The sequence below is a fragment of the Photobacterium sp. DNB22_13_2 genome (assembly GCF_052873915.1).
Genome location: NZ_JBNNXU010000014.1, coordinates 88,276 through 104,585 on the forward strand (window position 1 = coordinate 88,276; position 16,310 = coordinate 104,585).

Below are 16,310 nucleotides of genomic sequence, written 5' to 3' on the forward strand. Positions count from 1 at the left end.
AGGCTTTACACCCAGCAACTGTAAGTCACTTAGGTATATAAAATGTATTAATGCACTTCAACACTGTGAACGTATTCAACAACCAGTTGATTACCGTCGTAGCGTACATTCTTAATTTCACCATCAACGATAAATGTATTGGTCAGCGTCACCGAATTAGGTAGCTCTCCGCCCATTTGGCGGCGAAGTGACGGTAATGTCAGCAAAGGATCTACACCAATATAGTTACAAAACTGGTTAACAAAACGGTGCTCAAGAGGAACACTGCCACGAAGGATATCAGAGAAGACCAATTGACTGACGCCAAGACGTTTTGCCATTTCAATTTGGGTAACTCGCATCTTTGCCTTGTAGCTCATCCAAGTGTCATGAAGAACCTGACGGTCTTGTTCAGTATATTGCATCATCGTTTCCTTGCGCACTGTACCTAGCGCATTAGTATTTTTTCGTTGTACTTATTTAAGCTGATCCTTAAATCAGTTTTGTCAGAGAAAAGTAAGGCTTTATTGCTTTCAAAGCCACGTCACATAAGGCTTGAACTCAGTTTCATTAAAAACAAAAGTGCGATCATAGACTTGTCATTTTTTGTCCAAACGATAGCCTGTCTTGTACTTGAGATTGTTCAATTGACTAAATGCTGGATATAATGTGCTTGTATGTTCTATTGAGGCTCTCTATGCACTTACAAAAGATGATTGCCAATGTTGTTATCTTCATGATGCTGTTCGTATCAGTAGCATCAAGTGCATCTGTATCACCACATTCCTCAATAAACTATGATGACTGCAACGCACCTATAGCGATGTCTCATTGTTGCAGTCCTATATCAACGAATGTAATTGTTTCCGATACCGGCAGCAGCTGTAGTCTCATAAAAGCAACGCCCACAGATAACTGTTGTAAAGACAACCAGTGCCATTCTGGGCAAATTCCTTTGGCCATACTTGCCAAGGAGCTTGTCGTGGTTCCGCTTGTTGGATCATATCGCTTCAAAGAAATTAAAGGTAATCACCGACTCATTCAGCGGATCATCTTCCGCCCTCCTGTCATTGCTTAACTCTGGCTTGAAATAAGCCCACCACTATATTGACGCTCCGATTGAAATGACGTCGATACGTGGTTCAACTCTGCAATACGTTATTTGTTTAAAACTAACAGTCTAATGACAGGAATATTTATGAAAACATCTTCAAAAGCCCTAATTGCAACAGCATTATTCGCAACAAGCACATTCTCATTCGCACAGGTGATCAAAGGTACCAACTACCAATCGCCTTACTGTGGCTGCTGTAAAGAGTGGGTAAAGCATATGGAAGATAATGGCTTTGAACTTGATGTCGTTTACAAGGAAAACATGACCCCAACCAAGATTGATCTCGGTATTCGCCCAGATTATGCATCTTGCCATACTGCAGAAATTGAAGGATATACGTTTGAAGGCCACGTCCCTGCAGAAGATATTCTGCGTTTTATCGAATCCAAACCAGAGCGCATGGTTGGCCTAGCGGTTCCGGGCATGCCAATGGGTTCTCCAGGTATGGAGTATAACGATCAAAAAGACCCATATGAGGTTTTGGCCTTTGACGAAAATGGCCGAACTATGGTGTGGTCTCGCCAGAACCAGTAACGGTTAAAATCTAACTGTTAAAGGCGCCGTATGGCGCCTTTAAATTAAGTAACGTACTGAATTATTGCAGTCTATAGCTTATCAAACCACGTCCGATTAGGATCTTGATTCTCCGCCCATTCTGGCTCAAGCTCTCTATGCTCAAGATAAATTTGCATCGCAGTAAAATAAGTAAACGCCGTCAACTCAGAATCGGCACCGAAATGCTCAAAGAAGGCATCTTCTTGTTCAGCTAATTGATTCAAGCTCTTGATACCTTGCTTTAATATCCATTGCGTCGCATGTGGCGGAATCAAAGTACGATGCAAAATCAACTCGGCAATATCACCAATATTCACATCAATACCCTTATCTATCTGTCGCTCAGGCAATAATAACGCCGCTTCTTCTGCAAGTAACGCTTTCAGACTATCAATACTCGCCGCTCGCTCTGCAGTCGAATACCCGTACGTCGCTTTGGCAAAGCGTATGGCATAGGACAAACGGTCACGCCCTACGACTTCCACTACTTCCTCTAAGTACTGCTGCGGAATATTGTACGACTTTGCCAGTTGCTCTACCGCATGGCTGAGGCCAGTGTAGGTAATGCCATCGAACTGGACATGGAAACTGGTACTCATACTCGCGACAGGCAACCCATCAATGGTTAACGGCCAGCCCAGGTAGTTAACCCGCTCCTTGGCAATTTCAAACATACTCCAGGCACTTTCTCTAAATCCTTCAAGTGCCTTGCCTTCAAATTCTGATTGCTCTAACTCTTCCTTTGTCCAATTCACCCCTATCTGCAAGTGCTTTTGGTACTTACGGTGAAGTTGCTCTTTCACCTTATCGCGCAATAGCTCCAAATCACTCGCTTTAATGCCTTTGCATATGCCATAACACTCTTGGCAACTAGGCAGAAGGATTGGCAGCTTTTGGTGATCATAGTTAGGTGAGGGTAAAAAGGCGTACGATTCAAAATAAGGTTCACCACAAAACCAACAGGTATGGCGATAATCGAAAGGTACATCAACGGATTGGTAGGTCGCTGTCATAGCAAAAATACCCAAATGAAAAACTGTGAATATTATGCGTGTCATGTCACCAAGACTCAAGACAGTGCATGGTCAAACAAAGGAGAAACCTCATCATAATTCAAGCTATCCCTGCCCCATTGCCGACACAGTGCAAATATCGACCAAGCATTTAACGGTCGCTACACTCGAATATCATTAAGATAAAAACTGCATAAACTATCCGCTAAAGAGAATTGTGCTAGCTAAGGGAAAACGTTAAAATGTGTGCCCTTTTCTATCATGGTGCAATCGAATGTCTGAACAAAAGCGAAAGGCGCTCAAAAAAATAGCAAAATGCCTCGAGCTGGGTAACTCTGCAAACGTCAATGAAGCCGCACAAGCAATTAAGATGGCTCATCGTCTGATGCTGAAATACGGCCTTGAACAAGATGACATCGAATTTATCAAGATGGGTAAAACCAAAACCAAAACCCTGCTTCCAGCCGACATCAGCCAGCAGATATTGAAAATCATCCGCGGGATCAACCGCCGCTTTGGGGTTGAATGTGTTCTAACCAACCACAAAGGGCTCAAACAAGCTGAGTTCATTGGGGTTGCAGAAAGGGCAATCTTTGCCGCGTTTGCTTTTGACATTGTGTATCGTGAAATGAACCAACAGACGGGTCAATTCAGAAACAGTTTCCAGGGCTCCGGCACCAGTAATGCCGAAGTCACTCGTCGTGTAAACTCTTTCTTGGCCGGTTGGCTTGAAGGTGCGTTGGAAAAACTACCTGAGCTCAATACCGATGATGACCATGATAAACGCATGTCTAACTTCATCGATAAAGAGTTCGAAAACATAGATCGTGAGACCTTTAAGAAGCAACTGCAAGAAGCCATGAATGCCCTTACGGATGACTACGAGAAAGGGATGAAAAAAGGTCGGTCAATTTCAGTAAACCGACCGGTAGCAGGCGAGAAAGCATTCAAACCAAAATTGCTTTCATAACTCAGTGATAAACGAAGCACCTACTTTCACTTTGAATGCGCTGCATCCAAAGAACTGGGTAGCCATAGCTACTTGGGGATATATGAACACTAAGGTATAATTATCTTTCGTTTTAATAGAAACAGCCCATATTGAGGCTGTTTTTTTGTTTGTAAAATAAGCATTTATACCGAATACGGCAAGGTAACAATTTTCTCCTGGGCAAAAAAACAGCAACCAATCCTAAAATGTCATCTTAACGTCATGAAGTGGGATGTAAATCTCGTTTTTATGATACAATGAAACAAAATCCCCTTTAACCGATAGCCTTCAAACATGAAATTCCCTGGTCAGCGTAAATCCAAGCATTACTTTCCAGTCAATGCCCGCGATCCATTAGTAGCTCAAATCCAGCAAGAAAATCCGCTATCTCGTACTCACCTTGTTGGTGTCGGCCAAACTATCGTAGATATCGAAGCGCGTATCGACGATGAATTTTTGGCTCGTCACAATCTAAGTAAAGGCCATTCACTTGTTCTTGAAGAAGATAAAGCTGAATTACTTTACCAAGAGCTTAAAGAACGCAACCTTATCAGCCATGAATACCCAGGTGACACCATTGGTAACACCCTTCATAACTATTCTGTTCTGGCTGATGACAAATCTATTCTTCTTGGCGTAATGAGCCAAGATCTAAAGATCGGATCTTACGCTTACCGCTACCTTTGCAATACCTCTAGCCGAATGGACCTAGACTTCTTGCAACCTGTTGAAGGCCCTATTGGTCGCTGCTATACCCTTATCACCGAAGATGGTGAACGAACTTTTGCGATCAACGAAGGGGAAATGAACCAGCTTAAGCCTGAATTCGTGCCAGAATGTGCATTTGAAAATGCTTCTGCGCTTGTTCTATCTTCTTACTTGGTGCGTGGCAAGCCAGGCGATCCAATGAAAGAATCGGCACTGAAAGCAATCGAGCATGCCAAGAAAAACAATGTACCTGTTGTGCTGACCCTAGGTACAAAATACGTTATTGAAGGCATGCAGGATTGGTGGATCGAGTTCCTAAAAGAACACGTAACCTGTGTGGCGATGAACGAAGAAGAAGCAGAAGCGCTTACTGGCGAGAAAGATCCTTTGATTGCTGCTGACAAAGCACTTGAATGGGTAGACCTTGTTCTGTGTACCGCAGGCCCTGTTGGCCTTTATATGGCCGGTTATACCGATGAAGAGCTTAAGCGCGAATCAACGCTGCCACTTCTTCCTGGCCGTATTGCTGATTTCAACAAATACGAATTCAGCCGTCCAATGAAGAAAGACTCATGTGGAAACCCAATCCGCGTTTACTCTCACATTGCGCCATATCTTGGCGGCCCGGTGGAAATAAAAAACACCAACGGAGCTGGTGATGCAGCCTTGTCTGCATTGCTGCATGACATGTCTGCCAACCGTTTCCACAAAGCAAACGTACCAAACTCAGGCAAGCACATCGGTGAATTCCTGAGTTACTCTTCTTTCTCTCAGATCTGCCAATACTCAAACCGCGTGAGCTATGAAGTATTGACCCAGCACGCCCCTCGCCTATCTCGTGGCCTGCCAGAGCGTGAAGACTGCCTAGAAGAAGCTTACTGGGAGCGTTAATCTCGTCACCAGCTAAACATAAAAAACGGAGCATTTGCTCCGTTTTTTATGCGCTAAATAATCACTGAGTTAAAAAGTGTACCCCAGCATGAGCAGTATATTCAAAAAAATAATATTCGTACTTACGATACTCATAGCATTAGTCGGCTTCGTCCAAGTAGCCATATTTTGGCTGGTCGTATCAAACATGGACTCGATGGAGACACCCTATTACTGCATGCAAAACGATATTGAATATCAATGTACACGTGAAGAGTACAGCACCAGATACCATAACAACTAATGCAGGTAAATCGATACCAAGACTAAAGTACCGCTAGTAAGTTTCCCCTTAACCTTCCCTCGGTTGATTGACATCAACACCCAACACCACATAGTTGATATAATCAACCAAATTCTGCTTTGTCGAATTCAATCCGAACGAATCCACCTTACTGACATGCTTCTGTCGGTGAAACATTGAGAGCATCCACTTGAAGAAATCCCAACCGATACTGGGGAAATCCGGTACGTTATTTTTCCTTGTTATTATCAGTGCCTTTCCGCCACTAACGATTGATTTATACTTGCCAGCATTACCGCAGATGGTCAATGTGTTCAATACCGATCAATCTATGGTCAACTTAACGCTCAGCAGCTATTTCATCACTTATGCTGTTGGTCTGCTATTTTGGGGACCATTGAGCGAAAAGTTTGGCCGAAAGCCGATCTTATTTGTTGGCATCAGCGGATACATAGTTGCCAGCATACTTTGTGCAATGGCGGGTAGTATCGAACAACTAATTGGTGCGCGGATACTTCAAGCTTTCGCAGGAAGTGCTATCACTGTTGTCGCAACCGCTATCGTCAAAGACCTTTTTGATGGACGCGAGCGTGAAAAAATCATGGCGACCATCATGTCACTAGTCATCATCGCGCCTATGGTCGCCCCCGTTCTTGGTGCCTTTTTGCTTAAAATCGCGTCCTGGCGAATGATGTTCGTGACCCTTGCCGCATTTGGCGTCTTCGCCTCTTTACTGGCGTTCTGCTATAAAGAGACGCTTGAGGCTAAATACGACGGGTCAATCTTGCGCTCTTGGAGCAGACTTGGCGTGGTATTAAAAAATCCAAGGTTTGTTGCCTTACTGGCCATTTTTTCCATTGCGCCAATGACACTAATGGCATTTCTGGCGGCAGGTTCATACATTTACATTAACGGTTTTGGGCTTACTGAGCAGCAATTTAGCTACGCCTTTGCGTTTAATGCTTTGTGTGCCTCATTGGGCCCGACGATATATATGAAGCTATCCCGCTTGATCCCTGTCCAGAAAATCATCACCTTGTGCTTCTTCCTTCTTGCTACAGCTGGTGTATTAACCATTACTATTGGTCATCTGTCACCTATTGTGTTCGCGTGTATTGCTGCACCAGCAACCTTGATGGTGATCACAATGCGAGTCCCCGGTACCAACTTAATGCTCGACCAACAAGACCAGGATACGGGCTCTGCCGTGGCTTTGATTCAATTCTGTGCCATGATCTGTGGTTCGCTGGGCATGTTCTTAGTATCCACTCGTCCTGATTCATTGATTGAGAATCTCGGCATCATTCAACTGATTGTCGGTATCACTGGCGGCTTCCTATGGCTGCTAGCAAGAAATCGTCCCTTCGTTACCAATAATTTGGTTAGAGATTAATAAGATCTAACCTAATAAAACAGGCCGAGGTTTTCACCTTGGCCTGTTTTTTTTGGCATGTATTATCATGTCTAACTGATAATTACATGGTTATTGCCCACAAGTTATAAAAGCTGACACGGCCAATAAGCTCACCAATAATTACCAAACCACACACTGACAGCAAGATAGGCTGAGCTGTTTTTTGTTTCAACAGCGCAAACAGCGCCAAGCCTCCACCAACTAATAGTGCTGTAGCTTGTATCACCCAAAGACTACTTTGTTCTGCGGCGAGAATAGGCTCTACCCCTGTGACAAAGGTAATATAGTCAAACCGCAATGCTAACGTGACAAATACAGCTGCAATTGATACTGCGACACCATGACGAAATGCGCCTAATACTGCCGCTAATGCACCACCAGTAATAAAGACAGTTGTCAGCATTTGAATGGTAGTATGCGACGTATCCCACGCTGCTACTGTGCTTAATTGATATACCTTGGGAATGGTTGCAACAAAAGCAATCGCAAAAAGGGCCGTAATCCATCGCAGTGCCTTACGCTGTCCCGGTGTGCCTTTATCGTAATAACCAGCCAAGCTGACCAATAAACCGAAACCTGCAAACGCCCCACCAAGCAATATTTCATTGCTCATTGGTGAGCGTCCAACCCCGGCAAGAAGGTTTAAGGCACGGACTGGCATACCAAGATGGAACATACCAACCAGCATCCCGACAGACAACAACACCATTGAAACCAAAATACCAATAGACAGCTTTCGCTCATTCATGCCATTGAAAGACTGACTCAATAGCAAAATCAAATAAGCGCCCGCTGCTGCTTGGGCCAATACGGTAAAAAATACCAAAGGTAATTCATGCATATTACACCTCCGCCCTATTTTGAATCGCACCTGCTTTATCGCCGCTTGGCCTTGATTTTGAATGCGGATGAATAACCAAATTAGGCTTAGTTAAACTTGCATTCGGTAATGGTGCTATTTCATTTAACTGGCCATACTTCTGCCTTAATTCAGCTATCGGACCAAACTCAATCGCCCGTTGCGGACAGGCCTCCACGCATACAGGAGATTTACCCCGCTCTAGTAGATCAAAACAGCCATCGCATTTGCTCATGACTTTCTTTTCAGCATCAAACTGAGGTGCACCGTAAGGGCAGCGCATTTCACAGTACCGGCAACCAACGCAGCGATCTTGGTCGACCACAACAAGTCCGTCTTGTTCACGCTTTGCCATCGCGCCAGTTGGACACCCTTGAGCACAAGCCGGTTCATCACAATGATTACAAGCTATCGAAACATAATAGCTATAGACATCCTGCTGCCACAGACCGTCTCTTTGTACCCAGGTTCCCCCACCGTATTCATAAACACGGCGTAACTTAGGACCGACATCCAAATCTTTCTTGTCTTTGCAACTCACCGAACACGTTTTGCATCCGGTGCATTTTGCCGAATTAATATAGAATCCATATTGCGCCATTACTCACCCCCTAAGCCTTTTGGATTTCCACTAAGTTAGAATGCTGCGGATTACCTTTTGCCAAAGGAGAAGGCCGCTGTGTCGTCAATGTATTAATACACCCTCCGACATCTATCCCTTTCTTGTTGGGTTGGTACCATGCCCCCTGCGGAACGGCGACGACCCCCGGAATGATCCGTGCAGTGACTTTTACCGGCATATGAATTTGGCCACGATCGTTAAACACGAGCACTCGATCACCTTGGGTCAACCCTCTCGATTCCGCATCCACAGGGTTGATCCACACCTCATCGTGTACAGCTTCACGAAGCTGAGGCACATTATGGTAAGTCGAATGTGTGCGACCTTTCGTATGGAAACCTGTCATCTGTAACGGGTACTGCTTCATTCGCTCTGGGTCACCCAACCCTTCGAAACTCTCACAATACTCAGCAACAGCGGTGATTTTATCGCCTTCTGGCAACTCCCAGGTCTGGGCAATCGTCGCCAAGCGCTCTGAATACATCTCAATTTTTCCAGACGGTGTTTTTAGAGGGTTAGAGGTTGGATCTTCTCTGAATGCCTTCAGCGCGATATGATCTTCACTCTTCGCCAACTTACGGTCGATGATGCCCATTCCATCAGTTTTGTCGTACTCCGGTAAATGTGGATTCGCTTTGCGCAAGCCCTGATAGCTATGCGCTATCCACTCCTCATAAGTACGACCTTCGGTAAAGGCGTCATGAGTCCCCATTTTCTTGGCAATATCCGCCAAAACATCGTAAGTCGGACGGTTATCCCACAGGGGCTCAATTGCTGGCTGCAGGCGGGTTACATAGTGGTAGGCCCCTGTCGCGTAGGAGTTATCTATCAGGTCACTGGTTTCCAGCGTGGTGACATCCGGCAGCAGGATATCTGCATAGCGTGCTGAAGGCGTCATGTGATGATCCCATACCATGATAAACTCGCACATGGATTCATCTTGCAAAATCTCATGGGTTTTATTGAGATCAGAGTGCTGGTTCATGGTGACATTACTGGCAAAATGCCACAGGAACTTAATGTTTGTTTCCAGCTTGTCCTTGTTACGAATAAAGCTGTTCTCTGCGGTCATTTCTGTCCCGCGAGTAATTGCATCCGTCCATAAAAAGCAAGGTATTGATGTCTTAACCGGGTTCGCCGTGGCAAAGCCAGGAACAGCATATTTCACACTGCTACCCCAGTTGCCAGTATTGGTACCTAGCTTACCGAACTGCTTGGTCATCACCGGCAACATCATAATCGCTCGTGCTGACTGCTCACCATTGGCGGTACGCTGCAAACCCCATCCTTGTGAAATCCAAGCGGCTTTTGCTCCCGACATTTCCCTGGCTAATTGCTTGATCCTGACAGGTGAAATACCACAGATCTGGCTTGCCCACTCAGGTGTTTTCTCAACACCATCCGGCCCCTTGCCCATAATGTAGTCTTTATAAGAGGCATTTTTAGGGGCTGAACCGGGTAACGTACTGGCATCCCAGCCTACGGTATAACGATTGATAAACTCATCATCTGCTAACTCTTCTGTGATCAGCGTATGGCCTAGCGCGGCAACCAACGCAGCATCGGTGCCCGGTTTGATTGGGATCCACTCTGCATCAAACGCAATGCTGCTATCCGACATACGTGGATCAATAATGATGACTTTGGCATTGCTTCTTTTTAGAGCTTCAAATGTTTCTGCGATCTGACCGCCACCCGACATACGGGTTTCAGCCAAGTTCTGGCAGAACATCACAACCAGATCAGAATGGGCAATATTTGAAATCAAGCTACCTTGGCCGCTACCGTAAACGTAAGGCTCAACCGTTGATATTTGTGCGGTCGAATAGGTGCCGTGCTGCTCTAAGAAACCACCAATGGTATTCAAAAAGCGCTTGTTGGCATTTCGCCCCAACAGGTTGGCACCTGTAGAGCCAGAGCCATATTGATAGTAAATGGCTTCGTTACCATATTCCTCAATGGTGTATTTGAGCTTATCAGCAATGATTGTGGTGGCTTCGTCCCAACTAATACGTTGAAACTTTCCTTCCCCCCGCTTACCAACTCGCTTCATCGGGTATTTCAAACGATCTGGACTGTAGGTTTTCCATTTAACGGAACGACCTCGCAGGCAGGGACGGATCTGGTGCTGACCCCATACTGCATCGTCAATCCCGCTCTCGGTTGAAATCTGAGTCACGACACCATCTTGAGTGTGGACTTTCAGTGGACAGCGACTACCGCAGTTGACCAAGCAAGCACTGTAAGAGATTTTTTCTTCTGTGCCTTTCGCTGGTGTCTGCGCTTGTGCTGTTTTAGAGAAAGGAAGTGGGACACTCGCAGCAATTGCTGCCATTCCCCCTGCCTTGGCCGAATGCCCAAGAAACTGCCTACGAGACAATCCCTTCATGAAGGCATTAAATTTATGACTATCCATTGCCACCGCCTTAACTTTTTGTAAATTCTCACATCAGATTACGGCGGCTGACATTGTGAGCATTGATTAATATCAACAGATTTATCAGCACAAGATCTCATAACCACAAAGTGGTATTACGATCACTAACAACAGCAGATATTCGCTCGCGGAATATTTGTAATAAATCAGAAAAACAACAAATGATAATTAATTACAAAGTTAACTTTGAATAAAAGAAACTTTATAACCCCAGAGGCCATAGCAACTGCACTATGACCTTGTAAGACGATTCTTTTAGAATGAGACAATTATTCGTTTTTCACCATTGGGAATACATTATTTAGAAACGCCAGTCAAAACCTACTGAAACCTTGGTTTCTTCTCCACGTAAAGAGTCAATACTACCTGTCGGATCGTTGATATCATTAACTTTAATATTGGTATATTTGCCTTCAAGGTAAATATTGAACACCGCATCACCCAATTGTGTACGGATGCCCTGCAGTAGCACCAAATCGACCATCTGCATATCTACACCACCGTAGCTTGAACCACCAAATGCTTGAAACACGGTATAGTGGGTATCATTCCAAGGCTGAAGCCCATAAAGGTTAACCGATGCCATATGTGCGTGGTCACCGCCAAGCAACTGTTTTACATCAGCCCCATTAATAGTCATGCTATTTGTACCTGTCGAATACCCCTTCAGCATACTGTTATTGGCTTCGCCGTTAAATCCTTTGGCTATTCCATCAGTATCAATATCAACATAGGAATAATTGACGGACGGGAAGAATAGCGTCTTGCCATTGGTTGCGGTCAAAGGGAGCATATAACCTGCTGTGTAGAAATTTGCAGCATCCGTTAAGTTAACATCTGCGTAGACACCGCCAAAACGCTCATCAAAATTAGCTAAACGGAATCTAAAGTCTTCTGATTGGGTAAAATATTCGCCAATCATAATCGTTTGTGTCTGGTATTCGCCATTACCGTATAAGTTATCAAAACCACCGCCAGCAACGAGCTTTATTTCGCCTTTATCATCCGATGCAATACCACCGCGCCATGATGTGTTTCGTGGATCCGCATCATGAACCTCTGTATCTAAAGCCAGAGCTGGAGCTGAAAGAGACATAGCCGCAATCAGGCTAAGAGAAAGAAGAGTTTTGCTGCTTTTCATTGTATGTGCCTATAATTTTTTAAATTCTGTTTGCTTTAATTCGCAATTAAGAGGCACAATCCTTGTGCGAATTTTCCCTGAAATTTATTGAGTAGTGATGGCTGGCATTTTATATTCGCCATCAATTATATTTTGAGCGGGTTCATAAACGCGCATTAGTAAATTCCAGCCGTCGGTAGTATCCAAGCGGTTAGCCACATCGCCACAAACTGCCTTATCTCCGTAATGCATCGTAAAAGTTCCATCTGCGTGCATATCTGCCGTGGCACTATTAATATTGTTGTGGTCAGAGAACATATAACCCGCATCGTTATATACCGTGATGGACCAAAATGCGTCATTTTCTGGTACTTCATAGTTCGCGGTATAACATACGTCTGTACCTAGTTGAGGTGCCTGAGCGATATACACCGTTTCTGAACTTGGGAATAAGCCCCAAGATGTTGCGACTGCCATGTTATGCCCTTCATAGCGATCGACCTTTCCTCTTTCACCTTGCCAATCATTCGGATACTGAGTAATGGTATCTCGCATCCCTTTTTCGTATGTCGAGCGCATCTCAAGCATGCCCTGCCAATCCCAATTAACCATTGGCTTTGGCTCCATGCTGCCAGATTCAACCTTCACGCCTGCAAGCACATCACGAGCAATTGCGATATCTGCTTCATCCGTCGCATCAAATAGCTGAATACGAGGAATAGCCACTACCCAGCGAGAAAATTCTTGTTTGTCGAAAGTATGAGTAGTTCCAGCGCCTTTAAGGATATGCAAGGTTTTATGCTCATTATCCAACACATAAACAGACACATATCTGTCATCAGCATGCTCTGGGATAGTAATGCTGTAGCCTTCACTGGTATCAACCGGAATGCCCGCATAAAGTGTATCGCGGTTCATTCGAGGAACAGGCTGATTATCTGTTGGTGTTGGCTCCTCATAAACCAGACCATGGTTCATTCCACCCTCGTCGAAAAAACGGTATATACGTGCATCCATTTCAACCTCAGCAAAATTCTCTACTGTTACAGGTTTTGGAGCTGGTTCTGCTGCAACATTTACAACATTGAATGATAATGCTAGTGCTACGCCTAAAGTGATACGTGATTTAGTTAGATTCCACATTTTGTGCCTCTTATCGTCTGTTAAATACCGCGCTATTGCGGCTCATTCGTTTCGATAGGGGTAATTTAATCGACAAGTGCTGTTTCTCAAATGGAATCAAGATACTTTTAAAAAGTCCTAAAATTCATATATGCTAAAGACAGAATCCTAAAGTAAGGGATGAAAAATGAATGATGAAGATATGTTCAGGCTAGACTTCAACTGCCTGAAAGTATTGAAAATTATTGGCGAAGAGAGCAGCACACATAAAGCAGCAGAACGCTTGAAGGTGGGTCAATCGGCTGTAAGCAAAACATTGAAACGCTTAAGAGAGCAGTTTAATGACCCATTATTTACTCGAAAACTCCATGGTTTAGAGCCGACACCGAAATGTGAGCTTCTGCTTACCCGTCTTCCTCATGTGCTAAGTGAAATCGAAGAACTCTTTAGGGATAACCATACATTCGAACCAGATCAATTCGACGGGGTCATTAAGATTCATATCAATGCCTCACTCTGTCATCCCTTAACCAGTATTCTGATTGAAAAATTTCATCAGCTTGCTCCCAAAGCAACACTGCAATTTGAAGATTGGTCATACAATACAGAGCAACAGATAAAAATCGGCCAAATAGACTTGGGAATCAATTTCTATCCTATAAATGTCTCACAAGAAATCTTTCAAAAGCCACTTTGTTATCCAAAATTTAAACTATGCTGTGCCAAAGACAATCCAATTGCATTAAAAGATAGGATAACATTAGATGATATCGCTAATTCACCGTTAGTATTGGCCATCATGCCAGGATATAATAACAAAGAAAATTATATTGAAACTTACTTAAAGCGCCGTGGTTATATTCCTAACGTCCTGCTTCGCACTGACAAATTAGAAGTTTGTAGCAAGGTGATCAAGATGACTAATAGCCTATGCCCTGTAAGTGAAATAGTAAGCCCTATCATGGAAGAGGAAGGTTTAATTCTAATTGATGTTGATCACCTTGATGATGTCGAACATTATCCAATCGCATACTTTATTAATAATAGAGTAAAAGATTCCGCTTATTCCGAATGGTTAATCCAGATAGTAACAGAGGTGATAAATGACCTTACATTGATGTATAAAAACCCACAGCACCAATATACCTATCCAAGACTCACCCCAGAATACTACAAGAGCGGTCAATCATGAAAGACGAGGATTTATTTAAGATTGACTTTAATAGCCTAAAACTACTCAAAGTGCTTGGAGAGGAGAAGAGCAGCAAACAAGCAGCTCAACGCCTATACATCACACAATCGGCCGTTAGCAAGGCGTTGAGCAGGCTAAGGGAGCAATTCAATGACGATTTGTTCATCCGCAAAAAATACAGTTTAGAGCCTACAGAAAAATGTGTTCGATTACTGAATCGACTTCCTACCGTTATGAGCTGTTTAGACGATCTCTATGGTGGACTAAGTGACTTTAACCCCGAGAATTATACTGGAGACATAAAAATTCAAATTAACTCAGTACTGAGTTACGGCATAATGGCAAACCTATTTAAGAAAATTCATTCATTGGCCCCAAATGCAACTCTGGTATTAGAAAACTGGTCTCCTATTACTGAGCAAAATATCAAGCAAGGCACTGTAGATCTAGGTATCAATCTCTATCCATTAGAACTATCAAAAGACATTACCCAAATTCCAATTTGTTATCCTGAATTCAAATTGTGTTTTCATAAAGATAGTCCATTAGCAAAGAATAAATCTGTCACGCCTCATGAAGTTGCTAACTATCCAATAGTCTTAGCCATTCAGCCAAGTTTCAATCAAAAAGAAAGTCTTTTAATTAAACACTTTAAAAAACGTGGTTTGACCCCTAAAATATTATTACGCTCCGACAAAGTTGATATTTGCCTAGAAACGGTACGTAAAATACCTAGTTTTATGGTGGTCAGCGAAGTTGTTCAAAAAGAGTTGTTTGAAGAGTTGGTATTGGTCGATATAAACCATTGGGAAGATGTCCATCACCTTCCCATCGCCTGTTACCTCTCTCATAAATTAAAGGTAACACCTTACTCACAATGGTTGATCCAGGTGATACAAGAAGCAATTGATGAACTTTATTAATACAAAAAGCCCTCTTTGACTGAGGGCTTTTGCATTAAAACTGATAGTTAACTTCTATCCTATGATCACCATTGGCATAATTTGTATTTTCGCTCCAGTTGGCAAAGTAACGAACATTAGCACGAGGGTTTATTTGGTAACTCAATGCGGCTTCATGAAGTAATACACTATCGTCATTTTCCAAGCCATAGTTCTTGAAGGTGTCTGACCCCGACATTGTTCCCATATACATAGGGTTATAATTCAGCCAAATTTTATCTGTAATTTCTAACTTGCCGTATAGCCCAACCACATAAAAACTGCCATGCAAGTCCCAACGCTCTTGAGCTGAATCTGCACCTTTCCCACTGCCGTCCAACGTCTCACCAAATGCGACTCCAACACCAGCTAGGGGGTAAAGGTTTACCGGTCCCATCTTTGGCAGAGCTTGAATGAAACTATATGACGCTGTCCCTTGTGTACCCTGCTCTTCCGTAAATGCCACATTAACATCCAGCTGTGCACCACGCCCGTTAGTCAAATCAACATTGAAGTTACGGTATCGGATAGAGTCTATGCTGTCATCAGCCCCACGACCATTCCAGCCTAGCGCATCTCCGGCAACCCCTTTTATTTCAACCACATTCATACCCATGGTGGTATCGCTGCCAGTATCATACGTTTGACCAACTTTGAAATTAAAGCCTTTGTCTGTATAGCCAATACCCGCTTGCGTGTAGACAGCAAGTGGGTCTGACATATCTTGAACATCTGTGTCTGAAGCCAATACAGGTGCTGAAAATGATATCGCCGTAATAAGACTAAGAGAAAGAATCGTTTTGCTGCTTTTCATTGTTTGTGCCTATAGCTTTAAATTTTGTTCTGCTTTAATTCGCAATTAAGAGGCACAATCCCTGTGCGAATTTTCCTTGAATACTTTTGAGTAGTGATGGCAGGTTTATTGCCATATATCGTTAGCGAAACACCTCGCTATTGCGGCCTGTTCATTTCGATAGAAGTAATTTAAACGACGAATGGATTTTCTTAAATGGAATCAGAACGCTTTAAAAAAGTCCTTTAATTCACATAGCATTTTCCCCAATAAAAA

The 16,310-nt window shown here is 43.5% G+C and carries 16 protein-coding genes; 7 read left to right on the plus strand and 9 right to left on the minus strand.

The window, feature by feature from the left end; translation table 11 throughout:
- Positions 1-47: 47 nt before the first annotated feature.
- Entirely contained in the window at positions 48-404 is a 357-nt protein-coding gene (locus tag ACVA58_RS18905) for an XRE family transcriptional regulator (protein WP_446511967.1), read from the minus strand.
- Between the two features lie 272 nt (positions 405-676).
- Between ACVA58_RS18905 and ACVA58_RS18910 the strand changes: the two genes are divergently transcribed.
- Together ACVA58_RS18910 and ACVA58_RS18915 are read left to right on the plus strand one after the other, a co-directional pair.
- Entirely contained in the window at positions 677-1,057 is a 381-nt protein-coding gene (locus ACVA58_RS18910) for a hypothetical protein (protein WP_446511915.1), read from the plus strand.
- Positions 1,058-1,177: 120 nt separating this feature from the next.
- Positions 1,178-1,627, plus strand: a complete 450-nt coding sequence (locus ACVA58_RS18915) for a DUF411 domain-containing protein (RefSeq protein WP_446511916.1) — start codon at positions 1,178-1,180, stop codon at positions 1,625-1,627.
- 71 nt (positions 1,628-1,698) lie between these two features.
- On the opposite strand, the gene ACVA58_RS18920 is transcribed toward ACVA58_RS18915, so the two are convergent.
- Positions 1,699-2,661 (minus strand): hypothetical protein, encoded by a 963-nt coding sequence (locus tag ACVA58_RS18920; RefSeq protein WP_446511917.1) that lies wholly within the window; start codon positions 2,659-2,661, stop codon positions 1,699-1,701.
- A 274-nt stretch (positions 2,662-2,935) separates the two neighbouring features.
- Here ACVA58_RS18920 and ACVA58_RS18925 point away from each other — a divergent pair, with 274 nt between their 5' ends.
- Both ACVA58_RS18925 and ACVA58_RS18930 read left to right on the plus strand, forming a co-directional pair.
- Positions 2,936-3,631 (plus strand): DUF2786 domain-containing protein, encoded by a 696-nt coding sequence (locus ACVA58_RS18925; protein ID WP_255042984.1) that lies wholly within the window; start codon positions 2,936-2,938, stop codon positions 3,629-3,631.
- 315 nt (positions 3,632-3,946) lie between these two features.
- Positions 3,947-5,251 (plus strand): inosine/guanosine kinase, encoded by a 1,305-nt coding sequence (locus ACVA58_RS18930; protein WP_446511918.1) that lies wholly within the window; start codon positions 3,947-3,949, stop codon positions 5,249-5,251.
- Positions 5,252-5,582: 331 nt separating this feature from the next.
- Here the strand turns inward: ACVA58_RS18930 and ACVA58_RS18935 are convergent, their stop codons facing one another.
- Complete coding sequence (locus ACVA58_RS18935) at positions 5,583-5,711, minus strand: hypothetical protein (protein WP_446511919.1); 129 nt, start codon at positions 5,709-5,711, stop codon at positions 5,583-5,585.
- A 13-nt stretch (positions 5,712-5,724) separates the two neighbouring features.
- Between ACVA58_RS18935 and ACVA58_RS18940 the strand changes: the two genes are divergently transcribed.
- Positions 5,725-6,927 carry a multidrug effflux MFS transporter gene (locus ACVA58_RS18940; protein ID WP_446511920.1) on the plus strand — a complete coding sequence of 401 codons (1,203 nt, stop codon included), beginning with the start codon at positions 5,725-5,727 and terminating at the stop codon, positions 6,925-6,927.
- Positions 6,928-7,009: 82 nt separating this feature from the next.
- On the opposite strand, the gene ACVA58_RS18945 is transcribed toward ACVA58_RS18940, so the two are convergent.
- From ACVA58_RS18945 to ACVA58_RS18965, 5 genes are all read right to left on the minus strand, one after another.
- Complete coding sequence (locus tag ACVA58_RS18945; protein WP_446511921.1) at positions 7,010-7,789, minus strand: dimethyl sulfoxide reductase anchor subunit family protein; 780 nt, start codon at positions 7,787-7,789, stop codon at positions 7,010-7,012.
- A 1-nt stretch (position 7,790) separates the two neighbouring features.
- A complete protein-coding gene (locus tag ACVA58_RS18950; protein WP_446511922.1) occupies positions 7,791-8,408 on the minus strand; it encodes a DMSO/selenate family reductase complex B subunit in 618 nt (205 codons plus the stop codon).
- A 10-nt stretch (positions 8,409-8,418) separates the two neighbouring features.
- Positions 8,419-10,845 (minus strand): DMSO/selenate family reductase complex A subunit, encoded by a 2,427-nt coding sequence (locus tag ACVA58_RS18955; protein ID WP_446511923.1) that lies wholly within the window; start codon positions 10,843-10,845, stop codon positions 8,419-8,421.
- A gap of 322 nt (positions 10,846-11,167) precedes the next feature.
- Complete coding sequence (locus tag ACVA58_RS18960; RefSeq protein WP_446511924.1) at positions 11,168-12,007, minus strand: hypothetical protein; 840 nt, start codon at positions 12,005-12,007, stop codon at positions 11,168-11,170.
- Between the two features lie 84 nt (positions 12,008-12,091).
- Positions 12,092-13,129, minus strand: a complete 1,038-nt coding sequence (locus ACVA58_RS18965; RefSeq protein WP_446511925.1) for a DUF1214 domain-containing protein — start codon at positions 13,127-13,129, stop codon at positions 12,092-12,094.
- A gap of 166 nt (positions 13,130-13,295) precedes the next feature.
- On the opposite strand from ACVA58_RS18965, the gene ACVA58_RS18970 reads away from it, so the two are divergent.
- Both ACVA58_RS18970 and ACVA58_RS18975 read left to right on the plus strand, forming a co-directional pair.
- Positions 13,296-14,300, plus strand: coding sequence for a LysR family transcriptional regulator (locus ACVA58_RS18970; protein WP_446511926.1), 1,005 nt, complete (start codon positions 13,296-13,298; stop codon positions 14,298-14,300).
- A complete protein-coding gene (locus ACVA58_RS18975; protein WP_446511927.1) occupies positions 14,297-15,223 on the plus strand; it encodes a LysR family transcriptional regulator in 927 nt (308 codons plus the stop codon). The genes ACVA58_RS18970 and ACVA58_RS18975 overlap by 4 nt, the downstream gene beginning before the upstream one ends.
- A gap of 34 nt (positions 15,224-15,257) precedes the next feature.
- Here the strand turns inward: ACVA58_RS18975 and ACVA58_RS18980 are convergent, their stop codons facing one another.
- Positions 15,258-16,055 carry a hypothetical protein gene (locus tag ACVA58_RS18980; RefSeq protein WP_446511928.1) on the minus strand — a complete coding sequence of 266 codons (798 nt, stop codon included), beginning with the start codon at positions 16,053-16,055 and terminating at the stop codon, positions 15,258-15,260.
- Positions 16,056-16,310 lie beyond the last annotated feature (255 nt).